The organism is Tabrizicola sp. TH137 (assembly GCF_002855575.1).
Lineage (GTDB): Bacteria > Pseudomonadota > Alphaproteobacteria > Rhodobacterales > Rhodobacteraceae > Paragemmobacter.
The window spans coordinates 1-20808 of the sequence record NZ_PKRQ01000015.1 but is presented as its reverse complement, the minus strand read 5'-3'; the positions used below and the strand labels follow the sequence as shown (position 1 = coordinate 20808).

At 61.7% G+C, this 20808-nt stretch carries 24 protein-coding genes; 9 read left to right on the top strand and 15 right to left on the bottom strand.

Going from position 1 to position 20808, the window contains the following annotated elements:
• The 3 genes from C0V75_RS21610 to C0V75_RS21600 all read left to right on the top strand — a co-directional run.
• A partial coding sequence (locus C0V75_RS21610) for a strawberry notch C-terminal domain-containing protein (RefSeq protein WP_173861118.1) occupies positions 1 to 1636 on the top strand: 1636 nt, incomplete at its 5' end.
• 11 nt (positions 1637 to 1647) lie between these two features.
• Entirely contained in the window at positions 1648 to 2679 is a 1032-nt protein-coding gene (locus C0V75_RS21605; protein WP_101923054.1) for a toprim domain-containing protein, read from the top strand.
• Positions 2680 to 3047: 368 nt separating this feature from the next.
• On the top strand, positions 3048 to 3983 hold the full coding sequence (locus C0V75_RS21600; protein WP_101923052.1) for a DUF2493 domain-containing protein: 936 nt from the start codon (positions 3048 to 3050) through the stop codon (positions 3981 to 3983).
• An 11-nt stretch (positions 3984 to 3994) separates the two neighbouring features.
• Here the strand turns inward: C0V75_RS21600 and C0V75_RS24230 are convergent, their stop codons facing one another.
• Genes C0V75_RS24230 through C0V75_RS21580 form a run of 4 tightly spaced genes read right to left on the bottom strand, consistent with a single transcriptional unit; the run spans position 3995 to position 6048 of the window.
• Positions 3995 to 4363 (bottom strand): DUF6527 family protein, encoded by a 369-nt coding sequence (locus C0V75_RS24230; protein WP_101923051.1) that lies wholly within the window; start codon positions 4361 to 4363, stop codon positions 3995 to 3997.
• 28 nt (positions 4364 to 4391) lie between these two features.
• Positions 4392 to 5582 carry a ThiF family adenylyltransferase gene (locus C0V75_RS21590; RefSeq protein ID WP_101923050.1) on the bottom strand — a complete coding sequence of 397 codons (1191 nt, stop codon included), beginning with the start codon at positions 5580 to 5582 and terminating at the stop codon, positions 4392 to 4394.
• Positions 5557 to 5817, bottom strand: a complete 261-nt coding sequence (locus C0V75_RS21585) for a multiubiquitin domain-containing protein (protein ID WP_101923049.1) — start codon at positions 5815 to 5817, stop codon at positions 5557 to 5559. The genes C0V75_RS21590 and C0V75_RS21585 overlap by 26 nt, the downstream gene beginning before the upstream one ends.
• A 9-nt stretch (positions 5818 to 5826) precedes the next feature.
• Positions 5827 to 6048, bottom strand: a complete 222-nt coding sequence (locus C0V75_RS21580; protein WP_101923048.1) for a DUF2188 domain-containing protein — start codon at positions 6046 to 6048, stop codon at positions 5827 to 5829.
• A gap of 118 nt (positions 6049 to 6166) precedes the next feature.
• On the opposite strand from C0V75_RS21580, the gene C0V75_RS21575 reads away from it, so the two are divergent.
• Positions 6167 to 7108: an ImmA/IrrE family metallo-endopeptidase gene (locus C0V75_RS21575; RefSeq protein WP_101923047.1), complete on the top strand. Its 942-nt coding sequence runs from the start codon at positions 6167 to 6169 to the stop codon at positions 7106 to 7108.
• A 96-nt stretch (positions 7109 to 7204) separates the two neighbouring features.
• On the opposite strand, the gene C0V75_RS21570 is transcribed toward C0V75_RS21575, so the two are convergent.
• Both C0V75_RS21570 and C0V75_RS21565 read right to left on the bottom strand, forming a co-directional pair.
• Positions 7205 to 7504, bottom strand: a complete 300-nt coding sequence (locus tag C0V75_RS21570; RefSeq protein ID WP_101923046.1) for a type II toxin-antitoxin system RelE/ParE family toxin — start codon at positions 7502 to 7504, stop codon at positions 7205 to 7207.
• Positions 7501 to 7758, bottom strand: coding sequence for a type II toxin-antitoxin system ParD family antitoxin (locus C0V75_RS21565; protein ID WP_101923045.1), 258 nt, complete (start codon positions 7756 to 7758; stop codon positions 7501 to 7503). The genes C0V75_RS21570 and C0V75_RS21565 overlap by 4 nt, the downstream gene beginning before the upstream one ends.
• A 187-nt stretch (positions 7759 to 7945) precedes the next feature.
• On the opposite strand from C0V75_RS21565, the gene C0V75_RS21560 reads away from it, so the two are divergent.
• Entirely contained in the window at positions 7946 to 8305 is a 360-nt protein-coding gene (locus C0V75_RS21560) for a polymer-forming cytoskeletal protein (RefSeq protein WP_101923044.1), read from the top strand.
• Positions 8306 to 8312: 7 nt separating this feature from the next.
• Here the strand turns inward: C0V75_RS21560 and C0V75_RS21555 are convergent, their stop codons facing one another.
• The 4 genes from C0V75_RS21555 to C0V75_RS21545 form a co-directional block, all read right to left on the bottom strand.
• Positions 8313 to 8573, bottom strand: coding sequence for a WGR domain-containing protein (locus C0V75_RS21555; protein WP_101923043.1), 261 nt, complete (start codon positions 8571 to 8573; stop codon positions 8313 to 8315).
• Between the two features lie 298 nt (positions 8574 to 8871).
• Entirely contained in the window at positions 8872 to 9042 is a 171-nt protein-coding gene (locus C0V75_RS23100) for a hypothetical protein (RefSeq protein ID WP_158241925.1), read from the bottom strand.
• A 158-nt stretch (positions 9043 to 9200) separates the two neighbouring features.
• On the bottom strand, positions 9201 to 9611 hold the full coding sequence (locus C0V75_RS23840) for a hypothetical protein (protein WP_254216567.1): 411 nt from the start codon (positions 9609 to 9611) through the stop codon (positions 9201 to 9203).
• 247 nt (positions 9612 to 9858) lie between these two features.
• On the bottom strand, positions 9859 to 10578 hold the full coding sequence (locus C0V75_RS21545; protein WP_101923041.1) for a ParA family protein: 720 nt from the start codon (positions 10576 to 10578) through the stop codon (positions 9859 to 9861).
• 562 nt (positions 10579 to 11140) lie between these two features.
• Between C0V75_RS21545 and mobC the strand changes: the two genes are divergently transcribed.
• The 3 genes from mobC to C0V75_RS21530 are packed head-to-tail and all read left to right on the top strand — an operon-like array spanning position 11141 to position 16062.
• Positions 11141 to 11731 carry a plasmid mobilization relaxosome protein MobC gene (mobC, locus tag C0V75_RS21540; protein ID WP_101923040.1) on the top strand — a complete coding sequence of 197 codons (591 nt, stop codon included), beginning with the start codon at positions 11141 to 11143 and terminating at the stop codon, positions 11729 to 11731.
• A complete protein-coding gene (locus C0V75_RS21535; RefSeq protein ID WP_101923039.1) occupies positions 11718 to 14069 on the top strand; it encodes a relaxase/mobilization nuclease domain-containing protein in 2352 nt (783 codons plus the stop codon). Before mobC ends, C0V75_RS21535 begins: the two co-directional genes overlap by 14 nt.
• Entirely contained in the window at positions 14062 to 16062 is a 2001-nt protein-coding gene (locus C0V75_RS21530; protein WP_101923038.1) for a type IV secretory system conjugative DNA transfer family protein, read from the top strand. Before C0V75_RS21535 ends, C0V75_RS21530 begins: the two co-directional genes overlap by 8 nt.
• A gap of 339 nt (positions 16063 to 16401) precedes the next feature.
• Here C0V75_RS21530 and C0V75_RS24225 read toward each other — a convergent pair whose 3' ends face one another.
• From C0V75_RS24225 to C0V75_RS21505, 5 genes are all read right to left on the bottom strand, one after another.
• Positions 16402 to 16974, bottom strand: coding sequence for an SDR family NAD(P)-dependent oxidoreductase (locus C0V75_RS24225; protein ID WP_216821499.1), 573 nt, complete (start codon positions 16972 to 16974; stop codon positions 16402 to 16404).
• Between the two features lie 93 nt (positions 16975 to 17067).
• Positions 17068 to 17448, bottom strand: a complete 381-nt coding sequence (locus tag C0V75_RS21520; RefSeq protein ID WP_101923037.1) for a nuclear transport factor 2 family protein — start codon at positions 17446 to 17448, stop codon at positions 17068 to 17070.
• Positions 17445 to 17981 carry a nuclear transport factor 2 family protein gene (locus C0V75_RS21515; protein ID WP_101923036.1) on the bottom strand — a complete coding sequence of 179 codons (537 nt, stop codon included), beginning with the start codon at positions 17979 to 17981 and terminating at the stop codon, positions 17445 to 17447. Before C0V75_RS21515 ends, C0V75_RS21520 begins: the two co-directional genes overlap by 4 nt.
• A gap of 18 nt (positions 17982 to 17999) precedes the next feature.
• Positions 18000 to 18452: a nuclear transport factor 2 family protein gene (locus C0V75_RS21510; protein ID WP_216821498.1), complete on the bottom strand. Its 453-nt coding sequence runs from the start codon at positions 18450 to 18452 to the stop codon at positions 18000 to 18002.
• Positions 18453 to 18473: 21 nt separating this feature from the next.
• Entirely contained in the window at positions 18474 to 19385 is a 912-nt protein-coding gene (locus C0V75_RS21505) for an alpha/beta hydrolase (RefSeq protein WP_101923035.1), read from the bottom strand.
• 133 nt (positions 19386 to 19518) lie between these two features.
• On the opposite strand from C0V75_RS21505, the gene C0V75_RS21500 reads away from it, so the two are divergent.
• Positions 19519 to 20418 (top strand): LysR family transcriptional regulator, encoded by a 900-nt coding sequence (locus tag C0V75_RS21500; RefSeq protein WP_101923034.1) that lies wholly within the window; start codon positions 19519 to 19521, stop codon positions 20416 to 20418.
• Positions 20419 to 20808 lie beyond the last annotated feature (390 nt).

The window sequence follows — 20808 nt, the reverse complement described above, 5'->3', positions numbered from 1 at the left end:
GAGGCTCGCCTCGCTGCCACCCGTGCCGGGCGCGCTCGACCAGATCGTCCAGCGCTTCGGCACCGATCTTGTGGCCGAGGTAACGGGCCGCTCGCGCCGCATCGTGAGGAAAGGCGAGGGCCCTGCCGCGCGCCTCGTCGTCGAAAGCCGGGCTGGCTCGGCCAACCTCGCGGAAACTGCCGCCTTCATGGATGACCAGAAACGCATCCTGATCTTCTCCGATGCCGGTGGCACGGGGCGCAGCTATCACGCCGATCTTGGCGCGAAGAACCAGCGCCTGCGGGTCCACTACCTGCTGGAACCCGGCTGGAAGGCCGATGCGGCCATCCAGGGTCTGGGGCGCACCAACCGCACCAATCAGGCACAGCCGCCGCTCTTCCGGCCGGTGGCCACGGATGTGAAGGCGGAGAAGCGGTTCCTGTCGACCATCGCCCGCCGCCTCGACACGCTCGGGGCCATTACGCGCGGCCAGCGCCAGACGGGCGGGCAGGGACTGTTCCGCCCCGAGGATAACCTCGAGTCCCCCTATGCCCGCGACGCCCTGCGCCAACTCTACCGCCGCATCTATCGCGGCGACGTGGCAGGCTGCTCGCTCGGGGACTTCGAGGATGCGACGGGGCTTAGTCTGACCGATGACAACGGTCTGAAGGATGACCTGCCGCCGATCACGACCTTTCTCAATCGCCTGCTCGCGCTGACGATCGACATGCAGGCCGTGCTGTTCTCTGCCTTCGAGGATTTGCTCGATCAGCGTATCGAGGGGGCTATTGCAGCCGGGGTCTACGACCTCGGGCTCGAGACACTGCGCGCCGAGAGCTTCCGCGTCACGGATGCGCGGGTGATCTACACCCATCCCGGCTCCGGCGCGGAAACCAAACTCCTCACCATCTCGGAGAAGCGGCGCAACACGCCGACCTCGCTGGCGGATGCGCTCGACTGGCTCGACGACCCAAAAGCACGCCTGCTGGTCAACAGCCGCTCGGGCCGTGCCGCGGTGCAGGTGCCCGCCACCAGCTTGATGCTAGACGACGGCACGATCGAGTCGCGTCTGAGGCTGGTCCGTCCGACCGAGGCGAGCACGGTTCCGGCCAAGATCATGGAGGATACAAACTGGCTCGAGGCCGACCGCGCAGCCTTCGCTTCCGCGTGGACCGCGGAACTCGCCGAGGTGCCCGAGTTCTCCGAGGCCACGCTCCACATCGTAGCGGGTCTCTTGCTGCCGATCTGGAAGCAGCTTCCCCAGGATGAAACCCGCGTCTACCGGCTGCAGACCGATGACGGCCAGCGCATCATCGGCCGCCGGGTTTCGCCCGCATGGGTCGCGACCACGCTGGCAGACGATGCGCCGAAGCTTGCAGCCGCTGAGGTCCATGCCCTCGTTCTGGAGGGCAAGACCGTCGTGCGACTGGCCGAGGGGATGGAGTTGCACCGGTCCCGCGTCATGGGGGTGAACCGGATCGAAATCTCGGGGTTCACCGAAGCCCAGAAGGATCGCCTAAAGGCGGATGGCTTCTTTTCAGAGATCATCGCCTGGAAGCTCAGGCTATTCTGCCCGACCGATCCCTCCGGGGTCGCGGTCCTCGAGCGGCTGCTTGCGCGGTTTGCGGTCTCCGGTCTACATGCACGCAATGGTTGAATTGTGTGATCATGTCATTGGAAACAGAAGACCTCTTGCGTGAGCTTTCGTCCCTTGCCGAAAGTGTTTGTCGTCATTACCTTCCCGCCGGGCGGCGGGAAGGGTCCTACTGGATCGTGGGCGATCTGCAGAACAATCCCGGTCGGTCGCTGTTTGTGCGTCTGACCGGCCCTTCATCCGGGCCAGGGGCAGCCGGCAAGTTCACTGACGGTGCCACCGGCGAACATGGTGATCTCCTCGATATCATCCGCGAACGGACGGGGATCAGTCGCTTTCCCGACCTTCTCGCCGAGGCGCGTGCGCATCTCGGTCGTCCGGCGCCGGTTCTCCCGGAAGGCCCCGCACCGAGAAGATCAAAGTCCCATGGGGGCACGCCAGAAGCAGCGGCGCGCTTGTTTGCGGCCTCGATGCCGGTCGCAGGCACGCTTGCGGAAACCTATCTCCGCTCCCGGGGCATCACCCTTGGCGGCAAGACGAGCGTCCTTCGCTTTCACCCAAAGTGCTGGCATCGGGATGAGGGCCAGACCAAGAGCATTCCCCGACCGGCGCTGATCGGTGCGGTCACCGATGGGGAAGGGGCCTTGCAGGGTGTGCATCGCACCTGGCTTGCGCCTGACGGACAGGGCAAAGCGGCTGTCGAGACGCAGCGGCGTGCCATGGGTCACCTCCTCGGCAATGCCGTCAGGTTGACCCAGTGTGATGACATCCTCGTCATCGGCGAGGGCATCGAGACCATGCTCTCCGTTCGTGAAGCTGCCCCTGGTCTTCCCGTCTGGGCCGCTCTCTCATCGGGCCACCTCGGAGCCGTCCTGCTGCCCGAGGGGTTGCGGCGCCTCTACATCGCCATCGACCGCGATCCGGCGGGGCAACGCGCAGCGGAGAGGTTGACCGCCAGAGCCGCCGAGGTCGGAATTGCAGTGTGGGTGCTCGAGCCACGGCTCGGGGACTTCAATGACGATCTTCGGGCAGACGGGCCGGCGGTGCTGCGTCAGCATCTGGCAAAACAGATCGGTCCCGAGGATCAGCAGCGCCTGGAAATCTGAGCGTCTCCGCGCAAGGGGCGTTTCAGGACAGTGGGGCAGGGGAGATGGACCATCGCAGGTCTGAAACGTCACCTCCTGCCTCTTCTCGGGACAGCTCATCCACCCGTCCCCCGAGCGGCCTTCAAGAGATGGGCAGGCGGCCGTCAAAGGGGACGACCCTTCAAGGACGGGGGTCAAATGATTTCCGCCGCGGGGGACGAGCCACCGCTTTGCATCGCGAAGCAAATCAGCCGCCCCCCGTCCTCCTCCACATGCGTTCCGGCCCCCGAAGGCGGGGGTGAAGGGTCCTCCCCCGTGACGGCTTTCGCAGCCCATGAAGGCCGCGCGGGATGACGCGCGGACCAGCCAGGCCCGGAGGCAAGAAGACGATGACGTTCCAAACCCGCGACGGCGCTTACGAACCCGCCCACACCGCATCCCAGACCGCCCATGCGCTGGAAGAGCTTCAGCTCTACGGCTACCGCCCCTTCGAAGACGAGCCCGATCCGCGCCCGATGCCCGACGCAGACCGCCTCCGGGGGGCCGTCGCTGACATCTTCGATGCCCTCGTCGCGAGCCTGGCCGACACCCGCATGGAACCCGACCTCGAAGAAGTACTCTGGAGCCAGGTCAACCTCTTCCACCGTGCCACCGCCCGGATCGAACGGTCGCTTGACGACAACGAGCATGCGCAGCGCCGCCTCCAGCGGGAACAGGACGGCTCTGAGGTGAAATCGACCGAACTCGAGCGCCTGACGGCCGAGGGCCTGACCCTCACCGAACGGCGGAACTGCATGGACATGATGCGCGATCACGCCGCCTCCGAGTTCTGGCATCATACGGGCTCGACCTGGCGGCCGCGCACCGGCTCAAAGGTGAACCACCAGCACCTGACCGCCGCCCTGATCGACAGCCGCGACTTCCTGGCCGCCAAGCGCCGCGCGGAAACCGAAGTGATGCTGCCCGCAGGCCCCAAAGTCGCCCTCACTGGCGGGACCGACTTCAACGATCACCGCTTGATCTGGGGCAAGCTCGATCAGGTCCGGACCAAATATCCCGACATGGTCCTTCTCCACGGTGGCAGCGCAAAAGGCGCCGAACTCATCGCCGCCAAATGGGCTGAAGCCCGGGGTATCACCCAAGTCGCCTTCAAGCCCGACTGGACCAAGCACGCCAAGGCCGCACCCTTCAAGCGCAACGATGCCATGCTGGATGTGCTCCCCGTCGGCGTCCTCGTCTTCCCGGGCAATGGCATCCAGGAAAACCTCGCGGACAAGGCCAAGAAGCTCGGCATCCCAGTGGTGAAGTTCGAGAAGGGGGCGTGAGCCCCCTTCCACTATCGACCTAGCCTATCGCGCACAAAATCTAGCAGCAGACGCCACAATGACGCCGTTGGCTTTCGCGCTTCATAGTATGCAGTACGCTTGGCATGTTCCTTCTGTCGCCCGGCATGGATTTGTTTTTCGGTCCACTGATTGGACCATTGAACATTCCCGTTCGTGATCAAGTAATGCGATCTGCAGGGCAGTTGCCAGTTTCCAACAGAAGGACGCAGGGTTGGCCCTCGCACGTCTGCCCGAACGGTCCATTCAGTCGGACCAAGGGGCGTTCGGATCTTTTGCCCGCACCCACATGCACAAAGGTGAGCGGCGGTATGGAACTCCTCGGACACGTAAAGAATTCCTGCTTCCAGCACTTTGGGCATGTAATGCACAGATTGCAGCGCAAAATGTTCAGTCTTCACGGGTCGTTACTCCGACGCTCTTCAGGTCAGTCGTGTCAAACAGGAGGTTTTCCCAATCGGACACATCCTTATAGAACCCGCGCAGCTGCTTGTAGCGCGTCACGGCGAGAGCAGCGTTCAAGGCGTTCAGTTCGCCGATCTGAACCTTCGCACGGTACAAGTCTTCCGGATCGTCTTGCAGCGGCGCGTGGGACTTGCGCATCACCTCTTCGCTATGTTCGGATGGAAAATATGTGACGCGGACCATGCCGCCCAAACCTTGGTCCTTCCTCTTCAGCCCCATCCCCACGTCAATGAACGGGATCTTCCGCTCCATTAGCGTTCGGAATATCTCTGCACGGGCCGCGCCGTTATCGACGCAAACGAAAGCAAATGTGACACCGCTAAGTTCGTCGTCCGACGAGCCGTCAATGTAAGTGGCTTTGGCCGAGAGCCCATGGCGGAAGTTGCCGTATCGGGCCAGGTAGACTTCGGCCTTCGTCTTGTCGAACTCCGAAGGGTCCAGATGTCCTGGTGATCGAAAGGCGTTATGAACATGGAATCGATCAGCATCGAACGCACGAACTTCTGCAACGGGAGTTTTCACCATGAAATCCAAGACGTAGCTGCCCGTTCCACCGAGGCCGATCACAGCAACAATCTCGCCGTCGAAACAGGTGGTCAGGTCGGCAATTTGCCCCCGGCTTGTCAGCGTGTCCCGAAACTTGAAGATTGGATCCTCTGCAACTTCGTCTGCAACCCGAAAAGTATAAGGTGACGCACCGTAGCGCTCCATCGCGGGACCAGCGATGATATTGGTGTAACTCTCAATCTTCTCGAAGAAGTCAGCAAACCGTTGGGCTACCAATGGTTTGTTCGAAAATCGGCGCTGCACGACAACATCAGAGGCGGCGGTGCTTAGGTGGAGAGAGCAGGGTCCACCGCCGAGGTTCGGGATCGGTGTGCCATCAAGTCCGTGAGGAACCCCGCCAGCAAACCAGACCTGGTGGTCATCCTGCTGAACTCTTAGTTCATCGACGGCGACCAGCGTTGCAACGAAGGCACCGGTCGCAAGTTCAAGATTTGCATCAAGGTATGGAATATCGCGGACAACCAGATAGTTGCTATCTTCGCTGACCGCGAACCCTTTCTCGATTAGGCGCCGGATATCGTCGTTATGACTGGCCAGTAGACGAGACATTGAAAATCATCCCCTCTTTGACTTTCACCGAGCCGCCAGCAACCAAGACACCCTCCGGCTTGTTGCCGTGCCCTTTGGTATACTTGATAGAGTAGGTCGTCTCTGGGTGTTGCGCGAAATCGGGAAACTCCAGCGCGACAACTTGGGTGTAGGTGATCTCGCTGTTCTTCGGCCACTCATGAGGAGTGCCTTCAACGACGATGGTGACCGTCTTAGTGTCCTTCATGGTATTCATCTCCTACTCCTAGCCTTTGGGGGGATACGGGTCATTCCCGTAGGAATTGGCATCCCGGATTTGCCCGTTGGGGCGATGGATGATCACCTCGCCGCGTTCGCGGATCGCGATGTTGCGTGCCTGCTGGGTTGCAGCGGTCTGCGTGGTGTGGACCGAGCTTACACGACCCGCCCCTTCGCGTCTGGTGGCCCAGCCCTGGCTGTGAGGCACGACGTGGATTCTCTTCGACATGTTGACTCCTTCGGGTCGTTTCCACGGGCCGACTTCTCAGATGTGCGAGCCTGTGTTAGAAGCACGATAGGGGAGGATCGCGCGCCGTGTCAAGGTGTGCGAAACGCACGGCCAGAACATGAAGACAGACAAAGCAGCGCTTGTCGCTGCACTCAAGAAAAAGCGGGAAACAGAAGGGCTTAGCATCCGGGCGCTCGCAGAGCGCATCGGCGTCAGTTTTTCATCCCTGGCGCGGATCGAACGCGGTGAGGGTGAACCCGACAATAACTCGTCGATTCGAATTATCGAGTGGTTGGGTGACGATGCTCGGGAAGCGGGCCTAAGTTTTGAGAATGTCGCGCTGGTCCATTTTCGTGCTGGCAAGAACGTACGGGCGAAAACGATCCATTGTCTCCTCAATGCCGCTAGCTGCATCAAAGCCAGCCATCGTACAAACGCTTCGGAACTTTTGAGTAGCCCGCCCTCTGACGCTGAGTTGGCGCCGTCGATTGCTCTTTCGAAACCTGAAATGGAGGAGATGGCCCAGCAACTGCGAAAGGACTTAGGAGTTGAGCCGGACGAGAGGATTGAATCGCTCGATATCAACATCGCCGGTGTCGACGTCTTCCGAGTCTCTGACGTTGAAGGGCTCACCAGGGAATGCGCCGAGTTTCTCTTGGGCGATGGTGCCCAAGAGTGGTCGGCGATGAGCGTGCCGATGGACCTGTCCGAGGATACGTGGGCCATTCTTCGCAACGATAAACATACGGTGGAGCGCCAGCGTGTGACGTACCTTGAAGAATGCTGGCACATTCTGCTCGGGCATCGTTTGACCCGCATCGCCAAGATCGCCGACGCATATGGCCGGACCTACGATAGTTCTGAAGAACATGATGCCTTTTACCTCGCTGCGGCAACACTCCTTCCAGAAACTGCCGTTCGAACGGCAGTTGAAGCAGGTGAAAGTGCGGCCCAGATTGCAGAGCATTTTGGAGCGTCGGTCGAGTTGGTTGAGTATCGCATCAAACGTCTCGGCTTGTGGCGCGCCTACAAGGACAAAACGGTGAGCCTTAACAGCTGAAAACCGTTTATCTCGGGACTATTTTACATAATCAAAATTATGCGACAAGGACTTGTAGGCGCAAAGTAGAACTGTCGCCCTGCTAAGCACAGAGACTCAGCCTTCCGGGAACAGGAGCGCCTCAACGTCCATCGCCCCGTTCAGCACATGAAGGATGGTGATCCGGTCTTTGTTGACGCGGTAGAAGATCAGGTAGCGACCGTGGACACGGCGACGGATGCCATGATGCTCATAGCGCGGCACCATTGGCCAGGCTTCCGGCATCTCTGCAATATCGAGGCAGCGCTCGTAGAGTTCGCGCACGAAACTCAAGGCGCGCATCGGATTGTCGCGGGCAATGTAGTCGGCGATCGCTTCCAGATCGGCCTCGGCCGCGCTGGTGATGTCGACCTTCATTCCGATGCGCGACCCATGCTTTGGTACTTTGCCTCGAGCCGCGAAACCACATCGGATATCGGTTTGACCCGTCCTTTCTCGGCATCATCGAGGCCGCGCGCCAAGGCTAGGTCGAGCACTGAAAGCCGTGCTTCTCGTTCCTGGATCAGGCGGACGCCTTCCCGGAGCACTTCACTTTTCGAGTTGTAGCGACCGGTCTCTACGAGCTTCGCGACGAAACTTTCGAGCTGCGGTCCGAGGTCAGCGCTGATCATGGGCCCTCCGATCTGTGCTGGCCAAGGTAGACCGCTTGATAACAGTTATCAAGACTTGTGTGCTGTCTCTCCTAATCTCGGCACAAGGTCAACCGCGCTGCTTCGCCGATCTGCGCTCCTGCGGTTGCCGTCCCCTTTCGTCTCTGTTTCAGTCGGGTCTGTCGGACAAAGGACACAAGGTGTGCAGATGGCCCTGAATGACAAGATCCCGAACTGGCCGGAAGCTGCCCACGCGAATGCCAGACGCAGTCTCCTTGCCGCCGATCTGGTGATCGATGGTGATGTCACTTCTGATGGCCCAGTCGATGTCCATGGCAAGATTGTCGGATCTGCCTGTGCGCCCGCGGTTGTGGTTGCTGCCACTGGCCGGATCGAAGGCAGTGTCAGTGCCCACGACCTGTCCGTTCTGGGGTTCGTTTCGGGATCGGCCTCGGCGCACAATATGCAGCTTTCATCGAACGCGGTGGTTCATGCTGATGTCCTGCACGAGCGGATTGTGATCGAAGCTGGTGCAATCCTGGAAGGCCGACTGCAGCGAAGGCTGTGACGAGGTTTCAGGCGCCGTTGCCTCGATTGCGAGATGGTTCAGCCAGACTATAGCCACGGCGTGACTTCTGCCGAAGTGTTCGATTTGCTGACGCTGCGGCCTCACCCGCGCTCGGCCAAGTCTCGAGGCTTGTTCGACCGCATGTCCCTATCCGGCCCCATCGGCGCAGCACCGTGACCTCGCCGAAGAGGGTCGCGGCAAGATAGATGCTGTAGAACCGAGCCATGTTGGCGTCAGCGTCGATGCGGTGCAGATGTGCCACAACCATCACGTTCCTCCCCAGCACAGAATCCGCCCTGCCACTCAGAAAGTCCAATCGTTTTTCTGAATCGGTTTAGGTGATCCGATTCAGGCCGATGATGGATCGTCCTGCGCGACTTCGACAATCTTGACTCCGGTGGGAGGCTCCGAGGGTTCGCTTTCCTTAAGCAAGGGCGTGAGGCGCTTTAGCCTCTGAGACGGCGTGAGCTATAGAACTTGCTTCTATAGCTCACGGTGCCAAGCATGGGGCCGGTTCCCGGGCTCACTGTCTGGGATCGGCCCGCCAAGGTCTCCTGTAGGATTGGTCATGCAGCGTCAGCCATAGGCTCATACCGTACCTCGGCCATGGCCTCGTTGAGCCAGGCAGGTTGCACGTCACCATTGTTCCATTGGTAGAGGTAGCCCACGAGCGTGTTGGTCTTCTGGCAGAGGATTCGTATGATGGGTTTGCCAATAAGTCTGGGTTGTGGGGTCATGCTACGCTCCTCTACTCGGACCTCGGCACCAGGGAAAAAGGAGGCCGGTCATTCTGATCGTGGGTGTTAAAGATTGGTTTCTGCAACTGCAAGATGAAGACGCACAACCGCGCGAAATGTGATCGAAGAAGTTCAAGATATCCTTTTAGGTAGGTAAGTTACGAGACTTCGCTTGCATGCGGCGGCGCAGCACGTTCGGCGATCTCGGTAAGGATGGCGTCGATTTCGGCCCAGACACGGGGCTCCAACTGCCCGCGGATCAGGGTCCACTTGCTCAGCACGTCCAGCGGGTCGTGGGAGCGCAGGAGGGTGGTCACTGCGCCGGCATCAACTGCCAGCGAGGTTCGTGCACGCCAATCGGTGATCCGCGTGCGCCGCTCCTCGGCGGGAGGGATGAAGTCGGGCCCGAGCTGCCAGTTCTTCACTGCCCGGCGCAGGGCGGCGCGGATGACATGGGCCGGATCGACGCCGCAGTCGATCAGGGCTTCCTCCTGCCGTTCCAGCGCGTTCACCCGGATGTCGATCTTGCGCGTCGCCGGAATGCGGCGCTGGCGGGTGGAAGATTCCATGGCCGCGGATGCTGCACGCCTGGCTGTCTCATGGCTGGGCTGAGGAGCGGGCGCAGGCTGCATTCTTGGTGGCGAACCAGAGTGACCGTCCAAGACCACAGGCTCGACGTTTGCAGCTTCTGGCATTGTCTCAGCTCGCAGAACCTCTTCCCTTCCCGGGTCTTCTCCCTCCTCTGGCCGCAGGGATGCAGCATAAGCCGGGTCGGGCCGCGTGATGGTCGGGATCTTCTTCCTCACCGCCCCGTCCTCACGCCGCGAGGATGTTGTTGAGGATATCGGTCGCCTCTTCGAGAGCCTCGACCACGTGGCGCACATGGGGGCGCATGAGGGGGTTCGGATCGGCCTGCTTCTGCAACGCCACAGCGTGCAGAAGGCCCTTCTCGTCCATTTCCTTGTAGACATTCCGGCGCATCATCACGGTCTCGACCACCGGGAACCGCGCAATAGCCGCCTCGATAAGAGCCGCATCAGCGCGTGTGGTTTTAGGGTCGACCATGTTCAGAACGACGTGGTGCCGCGGCAGGCTTTCGGGGTCATCGACGCGGGCGCGGAGCTTTTCGTACCAGTCGGCGGTCTGCGCGCCGACATCGAGATCCGAGGTCGAAAGCATGACAGGGGTCACGATGTGATCGGCCAGAACTGCGATCCCGTCGGACCACTCGGCCCCGACGCCTGCCGTGTCGATGAAGATGAAATCCGCCGAGTCCGCCACATAGACCTGCTCGATCCGACGATCCACGGCCCCTACGCTTTCGACGGTCGCAGATCGCAGGAGCGGTGATCCCAGCCCCGCGGCTTCAGCCCGCTTGTGCCAGGTGCCGAGCACGCCGGTGCTGTCGGTATCGATCAGAAGGACGCGACGCCCGGCGGCAACGGCAGCACTGATCAAGGCGCGCGAGAGCGTGGTCTTGCCACTCCCCCCTTTCCGGGCCATCGCGGCGATCACCACGAGATTGTCGTTCGGCATGGGGGCGGACCTCTCACAAGAATAGTGAAACGCAGCAAAGATGTTTCATCGTCGCTAACCCCCGCGCGCGACGTGGTCAAGCAGAAAACGGGATGCGGGCTGCCTCAGGCGGAATGCGGGGTCCATGGTGCATCGCGCAGGGAGCGAAAAGCACCACGCTCGTGACACCTGACGTTCTCCCGTCCGCGCGATGCGGTCCCCAGATGACGCGCGACATGCCACATCGGCCATAGTGCGCGACGCAGGAAGCGTGACGCATACCGCACGGGACGTGGACCATCGGGCACCACGCGCGATGCGGGCAGCACGGGCCATCTGACACTCGCCAGAGGACGTGATGCGGGGCGCGCAAAACGCAGTCCAAAGGACGCGATGCGCGGTGCCGGGAGCGCGGGACGCGATGCATTGAGCGCCTTGCGCGCTGCATTTGCCAAAGGACGTCAAATCGGCCCCCGAGGCCGATTTTCTACATTGAGTACAAGCCCTTGGTGCCTTCTCCGCTTGTGCTGGGAGAAGGCGGGCTTGTACGAAGTTGGCAAGAAATAGGAACGTTAACTTCAAAATGTCACGCGGCCGCAGACTGACCGAGACCGAGCGCCTGAACATCGCCCAAGAGCGATTGCAGGGCGTTGCCGCTGGCGATCTCGCCACCCACTACGGGGTCAGTCTCAAGTCCGTCTACAACGCGGCCAACCACGCTGCAGATCGCCAGACGGCGAACGGCAGTCGACCGAAGGTGATTGGCGTGCGCGTCAGCCCGAAGGAGCTACAGCGCTTCGACGCTGCCCTTGCGCGCCACGGTGTCGTCCATCGCTCGGATGCTCTGCGCTGTCTTATCCTGGCCGCTGACGACATCCTGCGCCCGGATGAGGGCATGACCGATGAGCTGAGGGGGCTGAGCGCGGCGCTGAACCGGGTCGGCAACAACGTGAACCAGGTCGCGCGCCGCCTGAACGAGGCGAAGATCAAAGGGGAGCGTCTGCCCTACACCGCCGCCAGCCATGCCGAGATCCGTGACCTGGCGGCGCTCGTCTTCGACATGGCCGACCAGATTCAGGAGATGTTCCGCGGTCGGCGCCGCGTCCTGGACCTCGAGGTCACCAAGGCCCTTGCCGGTCTGGCACGGCAGGGAGCCGAGCATGGCGCGGAGTGAGGCGCGCGGTGTCAGCCCCGCTCTCTTCGATCGCGACTGGAGCCGGGTCTCGGGCAGCTGGCAGGGGCTGGCCAAGAATGCCCAGATGGTCCGGGCCGCGCGCGGCTACTCTCCGGCCATATTCAAGCCGATCTCGAAAGGCGGGTGCCACACGGGCGCGCAGCTGAAGGCCCAGCTTACCTATCTCACAACCAAGTCGAGCCATATCCTCGACAGCCGCGGCACCCATGACGGCAAAAAGACCCTGACCGAGGCCGAGATCAACCGGGTCGTACGCCGCTTCGAGAACCAGTGGGGCGAGCGGCACAGCCCGAAGCTCGGCCATACCTCGCATCTTCTGATGGCGTTTCCCGTGGGCACCAGCGGCGAAGAGGTGCGCGCGATCGCCGAGGCGGTGTGCGAGCGGTTCTTTCAAGGTGAGGGGTCGCAATTCGACTTTATTGCTGCAATACACCAAGATCGCGCGCATCCACATGCGCATATCGTTCTGAACCGCCGCAGTAAGGATGGCGAAATGTTCTTTCTCGGGAAGGATCACCACTTCAACTACGACGCCTTCCGGGCGGCGATGGTTGAGGCGGCGCAGGTCCACGGGATCCGGCTCGAGGCGACACGGCGTCTTGACCGGGGGGTCACGACCTACCGCGCCGAGATCGACGAGGTCTATAAGGCCCGTGACGAGGGTCGGTCACCGGTCGAGCGCCAGCGCACGGGGGCTGATCTCGCCGCAGCCCTGGAGACGGTGGCGCGTAACGCGCTGACCTACCGAGGCTTATCGGTCGAGGCGTCCCGGTCGACCTTCGACGATGTGGCCGAGGCGCTCGAGCGGGCCAGCACCATCCTTGCCAGTGGCGGTCAGATCCAATCTGACGGAGCCATCTACATGTCCCAAGACGAAACAGCCTTCGATACGCTGATTACCGAGTTTTCTCAGAACATCCGTCAGATCGAGGCGGCGATCGACCGGGCGCCCGCGGCCGAGAGGCCGGAGATCGAGCGCAAGCTCACTGATGTGCTGGCCTCCGTTGCGCATCTCAATCCGCTCGGGGACCGCTCGGCCGCACTGCTTGATGCGCCATCTCGCGACGGCGTCTATGCCCGAGCCAACATGCGCGAGGACCAGCTCGCGCGCCTCGATGATGATGCGGTGAAGGCGCGCCTCAGCGAGGCGCTGCAGGGCACGGGCATCGATCCCGAGGCCGTCGCCGCACGCATGCGTGAGGGTGCTGGCAATGCCGCACTCGAACGGCAATGGCTGGCACAGGACCTGCGCGCCATCGCCAAGGCGGGCGATCTCGATCTGGAGAAGGGCGAGGATCGCGAGGAGGCGCTGGACCGGCTGGAAGCCGTCCATGTCCGTCTGGGCGATACCCTGACCGATGCGCGCATCTTGCGGGCGGTCGAAGATGTGGATGAGACCGAGGATGACCCGGTTGCCCTGGCAGAACGTTTGGCGCTGCCGGAGCGTCCGCGCGCGACGGGTGAGCCCGACATCTTCTCCCCATCCGAGCGCCGGGATTTCCAGGAGCTCGTCGCCCAGTTCCGTCGAACGGATTTCGACCATCCCTTCTCGGACGACCCAAGCGTGCGCCGGGCCGGTGCCGTCGAGGTCGAAGAGGCCCGCGCCGCCTTCAACGCCTTCGCGCAACGGTCGTCCGATCATGCCGAACTGGCGTCGATGGCCTGGGACAAGATCACCGACAGCCGCAAGCCACAGGAGTTCGCCGTCGAGGAAAAGGACCGCACCCTCCACGCTGGCGACATGGACCTCGCGCTGCGCGATCCGATGCATCATCTCGGCCCGATCACGGAAGACGACCGCACCCTCGCGCGCTACCGCGCCGAGATGCCGGATGAGGAGTTCGGGGCAGCAGTGCAGGAGGAAATCAATCGCCTGCGCGCCATGGGGGCATCGCGCGCCTACATCAGCGAGCGGAGCTTCGACATCGAGGATCAGGCACGACAGGACTATGCCGAGCGGCGTTTCATGGCTGAGACTGCCCCTGATGTGTTGACCTTCCTGCAGCGGGCCGAGGCCGAGGACGTGAAACCGCTCAACGAGACGGACGGCCAGCGCCTCGCCGCCCAGATTGACCGCAACCTCACGCCGGACGCGGTGACGGCCCTTCGTGCGGGCCACGCGGATGTTCTGGAGAAATTCACCGAGCACCCACTTCGGCAGCTGGAACTCGCCAAGGCCTATCTGGAGAGCAGTGAGGTGACGGCCCATGGGCCCGCCATGGAGCGGGTGCTGGATGCCCTGGCCGACGAACAGATCGAGGCGCAGCGGGCACGTCACGCAGCAGCGCATGGCGAGAAGGGGATCACCCATGGATAAGGGGAAGATCGCGGGTGGGATCCTGAGCCTTACGCTGGTTGGCCTCGCCATCGGCTATGTCGTGGCCACGGGCTACCTGACCATCCGCTATGGCCTGTCGACGAACGCCTTCGACGTCACCCTGCTTGCGCGCGAGTACCGAGCCCTCGGCACCAGCGCACCGCGGGACTTCCTATGGGTAAACCTGATCCTTGCGGGCTTTGGGATCGCCGCGCTCATGTTGAGCGTTACGCTTCTCGGCGATGCCCTGACACGCTTCGGCACGACGCATTGGCAGACCCGGGGCGAGATGAAGCGCAACGGCTTCTTCGCCAAGCCGGGCGGCGGCTTCCTTCTCGGCAAGCTTGGCTCTCCCAAATCGAAGCGCCCCTTCCTTGTCTCGAAGACTTTCCCGCATGCGCTGATCGTGGCGCCCACGGGCCGAGGCAAGGGGGTGGGCTTCGTGATCCCGAACCTGCTCACCTACAAAGGCTCGGCCGTGGTGCTGGACGTAAAGGGCGAGAATTTTCGCGAGACCTCACGCTTCCGCGCCAGCATGGGCGACAAGGTGTTCCGCTTCGCGCCAACTGACTGGGACCGCCCGACCCACCGCTACAACCCGCTGGCGCGCATCGCCGCCATGACCAATCCCGATCGGCAACAGATGGAGTTGAAGCTGACCGCGAAGCTCTTCCTGCAGACCGACAACGAAAAGCTGAGCGGGCTTCTGGCTGGCGGCATTGATCTGTTCGTGGGGGCCGGTCTTCTGGCCTTCGAGCGCGGCGTGCCGACCATCGGCGAGATCTATCGCATCACTGCCTCGGGGGGTGACAAGCAGAAGGAGTACCTTAAGCGCGCGCAGGAGGTGAAGAACACCTCGGCCAAGCTGATCTTTGAGCGCATGGCCTCGACCAACAACGACACACTGACCTCGTACCTGTCGCTCCTGATGACCTCGGGGCTCGACACCTGGGACAACCGCGCGATCGACGCGGCCACCGCGACCTCGGACTTCTCTTTCCGGGACATCCGGCGCCGCCCGCACGCGATCTATCTTGTGGTCGAGTCCGAGATGATCCGTCCCCTCGCTCCCCTGATCCGGCTGTTCTTCTCTGACCTGATCGCCTCACTGCAGGCGCAGGAGCCGGGCGATGACGAACCATGGCCCGTGATGATCATGCTCGACGAGTTCGACCGGCTCGGGAAAATGCCGATCGTCGCCGAGAGCATCAAGACGCTGCGCTCCTTTGGTGGGAACCTCGCCCTTGTCACCCAGACCATCCCGGCGCTGGACGAGATCTATGGCGAGAACACCCGTCGGTCCCTGCAGGGCGGCGCGGGTGTGAAGCTCTACCTCACACCGTCTGAGCAGAAGACGATCGAGGAGTTGAGCCAGGCTGTCGGCAAGACGACCAAACGCGTGGTCACGCGGTCACGCGCTGTCGGGCGCAACCCGTTCGAGGGGCGGAGTGTTTCCGAGCGGACAGAGGACACGCCGCTTCTGACTGAGGATCAGGCCCGGCGGATGGACCTCGACGAGGTGATCCTCGTGATCGACGCGCAGATGCCGATCCGGGCGCGGCGGATCAAGTATTTCGAAGACCCGGCGCTGAAGGCGCTTCATGCCGGTCAGGCGGGGAGTTTCCCATACCCGGATGAGGATGGGCTGCTGCGGGATCGGCAGATGACGGAGACACGGGAGACGGTGGAGAAGCTTAGGCACGAGCTGCGGGAAGTGCGGGCGGCTGCCGGGGCGCAGTGCTCGGTTTCCACCTCGGTTACCAACGCGCCCGCCGTACCCAAAACCGAGCCGCAGGATCAGAGGCCCGAATCGTCGGGTCGAGCTCGAGGAAAAGCCGCCCGATCCGCAGCGGGAGGCAATGGTTCGAGCCAACTGTCGTTCGATCTGGCTAGGTTGGGGCTCAAAGAGGCAGACAAGGCAGAGCTGTCAGCGGCTGTTCAGACGACAAGGGCGATTATCGCGGAACATGCGAACTCTTGTTTAGTAAGGTAAGGACTCGTTCGCGCATCGTCGTCAGAACATGACTGTAGCGGCGAAAGCGACAGCATACAGGAAGTGATCTCGTGTCCATGCCGCGGCAGCTCCTGGGCCTAGTGATGCGCGCTGGCGCGTGCCTCCATCGAACCCAAGCACGGCAGCTATTCCGCCATTAACCGCGGAAACTGCGACCGCGACAGCTTCATGCAGAACAGAACAGACCCGTCCGCTGCCGCTCCGTGAACCTGTAACACGTTCTTTGCCAGAACAACGCCGATGATGGTAACCTCTTTCATGGATGCCCTCAGAGGAGTGCGGCATCCACCCCAATAACGGCCCACCTGCAAACCGCGATCACCATGCTATCTGCTTGCGATCTCTGAAGAAACCTCCGGTGGGGCCTCGCTCATCCAGCATAGCAAGCCAAACCGCAGTATCGGCGGCCTGTTCTGGGGACCGTGGTGCGCTCGCTCCTCCCATGCGGGTTCTGACCCATCCTGGGCACATTGCATTAATCTTGACGTTACGAGGCATGTTCCGGGACGCAGAAACCGTGAGCGCGTTTAGCGCGACCTTGGCGACGCCATATGCTCCGGGCCCCGCAACGCCATCCGAGAAAGCGCCCCAACCGGACGAAACATTAACAACACGACCGAAGCCTCGGTCTTGCATGCCTGGAAAAAGGTTCCGCATCAGCAAGAACGGGCCACGGACCATCACGGCCATCGCTTCATCGAAACCGGCCGGGTCACTCAGAACGTCTCCATCTCCAAGTACGCCCGCGTTGTTGACGAGAATATCGACTTGGCCGACAGACTCGACGGCAGATCTGATCGAAGCGTCAGACGAGAGATCGAGTTCGACGATTGAGGCATCGAGGCCATCAGCCGCGCGCGCGGCTGCGTCTAGGCCACGCGCGCCAAAGATGAGGTGACATTCCGCGGCGGCGAGCGAATCGCGATTGCGAGCCCGATACCGCGATTTGCTCCAGTCACAAGCGCGCGCTTCTTTGTATTCGGCTCAATCTGCATACTGCAGAGACATCCTTGTGATCTTGCCGTCGGCATCCCACCAGTAGGAATAGTGGACGACCCAGTTCAGCCAGCCGACTTCGGTTTTGGCATATCCATCAGTCGCTTCAAGGATCGAGCGATGCCGAAAGGTCTCACCCGATCCTATCACCTCGCGCATGGCCCATGAGCGGATTGCCTCGCGGCCCTCGAACGTTCTGGAGACGTCAACCATGACCGCGTCTTCGGCGAAGCAGTTGATATACGCATCAATATCCTTCGCGTTTGTGGCGCGTTCATAGCAGGCGATCGCTTCCGGCAGCGTCTCGGCTTGCGCGGATACTGCCAGAAGGATCCCTATCGCCGATGCAGCTGAAGCGCCCCGGTTCATTGACCCGCCGCCACGCGCTCGGCCGCCAGAGTTGGCAGGTCGGGGTTACCAAGCTGTGCACGAAGGTTCGCGCGCATGAACGTGATCTTCCAACCTTCGTCGGTGCGCTCAAGCTCGTGCTGATAGTCCCCGATGAACACCCACGTGTCCTCTCCGTCGTTCGCAAGTATGTGGGTCGCGTAGATGTTCGATGACGTGGTCGCTCGGTCTCCATCGATCAGAACGCTTTCGGTTCCCATCAGGTGGTGCGTCCGGTCATATCCCGGCAACACGGTCTGCCATGCTGCCACGATTTCGGCTGGGAGCATCCTCGGAAGGTCGCTGGAGGTTCCTGCCGATGCGTTCGCATAGGATGTGTAATCCAGCACGGCACCATCGGGATGAAACTGGATTGCAGCCTGATCCCAGTCCCCTTGGTCCGCGTAATACCCGACGTTGTTGATCGCGTTCAGAACCTGCTGAGCGTCGGTCAATTCGGCCTGAGCCGTGGTTCCGGCAGCAGCCATCATGGCCGCGAGAATGAAGTGCTTCATGCTGTTTCTCCGTTTCGCTTAGGATGCCGCGCGCTCATGTGCGGTCTTGGGCAACTGCAAGTTCCCGTCTTGGAATTTGAAATTGAAGGTCAAGCCGCTGAGGCGCCACGAATCGCTGGCCTGCTCGAGGGCGATGTCGTAGGTGCCGACCACCGTCCAGATTTGACCACCCTCGGCTCCGCCCAAGAAGTGCAAGGCGGTGACGTAGGCGCGGACCCTGGCGCGGGCACCGTCGACTTCCGCAATCAGCGGCCCGAGTTGATGGTGCGTGGCATCAAACCCGGGCAGAATGCCTTTCCATCCCTCGAGGATGACAGTCGGCTCCAGGTCAGCTGCGGGACTGGCACCGTAACTCGAATAGTCGAGATGAAAGGGCGCGCGCATGAGGCTTTCCGCCCGCGCCCAGTCACGAAGGTCCACCGCTTCAAAGAAGCCGAGGACAGCGTTCTGTATGTCAGCCATATCGGACATCACGTGCAACTCCACAGCCAGTCAGGATTCAAGAAAGGCCGTAACGGCGTCGGCGGACTTCGCCACGACATCTGCCCGATCGTAGAAGTCGAACTGAGTGACGTCCTCCCCCAGCCAGACCTTTTCAAGCGGCGCCTTCGTGCGTGCCTCGTAAGCGGCGGCCCCGGCAGGCAGCGCGATCGAGGGTGAGCCAACCATCAAAACGGGCTTGGTCAAGCGGTCTGCGGAGGCCAGAGCGTCGTATGTCAGCCAAGGCTTCCAGCTCGCCGCCGAGAACTTGTTGTCGTATTCGGCAATCAGCCCGCGATCGGGCTCGGTGTAGTACGGTGCCCGGTACATCACCGCGCTTTCGTCCTCGGTGCTGGCGCCGAGCAGTACCGTCCCAGCAGCGTCCTCGGCTTCACTTGAGGCGACCAACTTCGCCGCCACTTCCGGACCACCGTAGATGCCGGTCGCCATCTCTGGGTCGTGCAGCCAGGGCGCGACGAGAGCGAGTTTCGATAGCCTGTCGGTATCGGCAACCGCAGCCGCCATGTAACCCGAAGATGCGCACACACCGAGGCCGGCGATACGGTCAGCATCGATCTCGTCGAGGGAGGCAAGGAAGTTCGTTGCAGCCACGATGTCCTCGGTCTTCGTCTTCGGATTCTCGACATACCGCGGTGCTCCGCCGCTCTCGCCCCAGCCGCGGAAATCGAAGGCCAACGCAGCAAACCCGCGAGCCGCGAGTTCGCGCGCGTAGGTTCCGGCCATCTGCTCCTTGATGGTCGTCCAGGCGCCAGTCACGATGACGGTCGGAAAAGGCCGCGTGCCGCTTGCCGGCGTGTACAGGGTGCCTTTCAACGTCACGCCGTGGCTGTCGAACGCGACTCTGCGCGCCGCCACCCCTTTGATATGCGGTGTGTTTTGAAGGTTGATACGTTTCTCACTCATGGTTTTCTCCCGGTGTCCTTGGTGGCTTCGCAATGATGGGAGAAACTTAGGTGGGCACGCTTTGTGCGTTAATGTCCTGCAAATTCATCACATTCATGCATAGTATCTAACAATCAGAGATGGAGGCCAAAGGATGCGACTGCCGCTTGCCACGCTAGAGATCTTCGTCGCGATTGCGCGCCACGGAAGCCTGCGTGCGGCGGCGGACGCGCTTGGCTTGAAACCATCGACCGTAAGCCATCAATTGAAGTCGCTGGAGCACCAGCTGGACGTAGCACTGTTTGTCCGGACCACCCGTACAATCAGCCTTACGGAGGCCGGTCGCGCTCTGCTGCGTGGCGCGGATCCTGCCTTCGAGCAATTGGCCAATGCCGTAGACAGTGCGCGCAGCTCGGGCCATGAGGCCCGCGGGACACTGAAACTCGCAATGCCGGACTTCGTCTATCAATTGATGGTCGGGCCGGCCTTGCCAGCTTTCGTCTCGGCCTATCCCGAGATCGAGCTGGAACTTTCGGTGACCGACGCATTCTCTGACATTCTCGAAGAGGGCCTGCACGCCGGGTTTCGCCTCGGCGACCGCATCGTGCAGGACATGGTGGCGGTGCGCCTCACCCAGCCATTGACGTTGGCGGTGCTGGGAAGCCCCGCATACCTAGAGGACAGGGGCATCCCGACCAAGCCCGCCGATCTTCTTGGGCACAATTGCATCCGATACCGCTTTCAGACGTCAGGCCGGATCTATCCTTGGCAGTTCCGGGGCGAGGAAGGCGAATTCAGCGTCGATGTGCGCGGAAACCTGGTGGCAAGCACCTTGCCGGTGTTGATCGATCTCGCATCGAGGGGTCTTGGTCTTGCTTATACTTTTCAAGACTTTTGCGAGCGGGAGATATCCGAAGGCGCTCTTGTAACGGTTCTCCAGGGGCACACGCTGCGCGTGCCCGGCGTCTATATCTACCTTCCAAGAGAATACCGCACGATGGTGCCTTTGCGCCTGTTCATTGATCATTTGAAGAGGTTCAAGCGCCCGCTCTAAAGCCCCGTTTCTCCATGTAACGCAAAAGTTGAAGTAGAGGCGCACGCTCGCGCTCAATCCCATATGGCCTACTGCCGTTTTCTACGGCGATTGCCCACCAATCATGCGGATAAATGAACTCGGTCTTGAGGCGGTCGCAGAAGCCTTCGCATGCGGCATTATCTTGCAAACTCGCCTTGCGGAGCCACCTCTGACAACCTCCCTGCCATGGCCGAAACGCTCGCAATAGTATCCTGTGGGGGCGATCCAGCGCTGGCTCTTGGGCGAACGGCAGTACTCAATGAAAGACTTTAGGAACGTCTGAAAAACCTGCGGCTTGCGGTGTGATCTGATAGGATTAGGCAACGCGAACGGGAGCCCTGCCGATGCCGAAGCAACCTGTCATTCCCG

Bases quoted from the DNA above. Each gene is read 5' to 3' on its own strand.
- C0V75_RS21605 (WP_101923054.1), top strand. From the start codon at position 1,648: ATGTCATTGGAAACAGAAGACCTCTTGCGTGAGCTTTCGTCCCTTGCC.
- C0V75_RS21600 (WP_101923052.1), top strand. From the start codon at position 3,048: ATGACGTTCCAAACCCGCGACGGCGCTTACGAACCCGCCCACACCGCA.
- C0V75_RS24230 (WP_101923051.1), bottom strand. From the start codon at position 4,363: ATGCCCAAAGTGCTGGAAGCAGGAATTCTTTACGTGTCCGAGGAGTTC.
- C0V75_RS21590 (WP_101923050.1), bottom strand. From the start codon at position 5,582: ATGTCTCGTCTACTGGCCAGTCATAACGACGATATCCGGCGCCTAATC.
- C0V75_RS21585 (WP_101923049.1), bottom strand. From the start codon at position 5,817: ATGAATACCATGAAGGACACTAAGACGGTCACCATCGTCGTTGAAGGC.
- C0V75_RS21580 (WP_101923048.1), bottom strand. From the start codon at position 6,048: ATGTCGAAGAGAATCCACGTCGTGCCTCACAGCCAGGGCTGGGCCACC.
- C0V75_RS21575 (WP_101923047.1), top strand. From the start codon at position 6,167: ATGAAGACAGACAAAGCAGCGCTTGTCGCTGCACTCAAGAAAAAGCGG.
- C0V75_RS21570 (WP_101923046.1), bottom strand. From the start codon at position 7,504: ATGAAGGTCGACATCACCAGCGCGGCCGAGGCCGATCTGGAAGCGATC.
- C0V75_RS21565 (WP_101923045.1), bottom strand. From the start codon at position 7,758: ATGATCAGCGCTGACCTCGGACCGCAGCTCGAAAGTTTCGTCGCGAAG.
- C0V75_RS21560 (WP_101923044.1), top strand. From the start codon at position 7,946: ATGGCCCTGAATGACAAGATCCCGAACTGGCCGGAAGCTGCCCACGCG.
- C0V75_RS21555 (WP_101923043.1), bottom strand. From the start codon at position 8,573: ATGGTTGTGGCACATCTGCACCGCATCGACGCTGACGCCAACATGGCT.
- C0V75_RS23100 (WP_158241925.1), bottom strand. From the start codon at position 9,042: ATGACCCCACAACCCAGACTTATTGGCAAACCCATCATACGAATCCTC.
- C0V75_RS23840 (WP_254216567.1), bottom strand. From the start codon at position 9,611: ATGGAATCTTCCACCCGCCAGCGCCGCATTCCGGCGACGCGCAAGATC.
- C0V75_RS21545 (WP_101923041.1), bottom strand. From the start codon at position 10,578: ATGCCGAACGACAATCTCGTGGTGATCGCCGCGATGGCCCGGAAAGGG.
- mobC (WP_101923040.1), top strand. From the start codon at position 11,141: ATGTCACGCGGCCGCAGACTGACCGAGACCGAGCGCCTGAACATCGCC.
- C0V75_RS21535 (WP_101923039.1), top strand. From the start codon at position 11,718: ATGGCGCGGAGTGAGGCGCGCGGTGTCAGCCCCGCTCTCTTCGATCGC.
- C0V75_RS21530 (WP_101923038.1), top strand. From the start codon at position 14,062: ATGGATAAGGGGAAGATCGCGGGTGGGATCCTGAGCCTTACGCTGGTT.
- C0V75_RS21520 (WP_101923037.1), bottom strand. From the start codon at position 17,448: ATGAACCGGGGCGCTTCAGCTGCATCGGCGATAGGGATCCTTCTGGCA.
- C0V75_RS21515 (WP_101923036.1), bottom strand. From the start codon at position 17,981: ATGAAGCACTTCATTCTCGCGGCCATGATGGCTGCTGCCGGAACCACG.
- C0V75_RS21510 (WP_216821498.1), bottom strand. From the start codon at position 18,452: ATGTCCGATATGGCTGACATACAGAACGCTGTCCTCGGCTTCTTTGAA.
- C0V75_RS21505 (WP_101923035.1), bottom strand. From the start codon at position 19,385: ATGAGTGAGAAACGTATCAACCTTCAAAACACACCGCATATCAAAGGG.
- C0V75_RS21500 (WP_101923034.1), top strand. From the start codon at position 19,519: ATGCGACTGCCGCTTGCCACGCTAGAGATCTTCGTCGCGATTGCGCGC.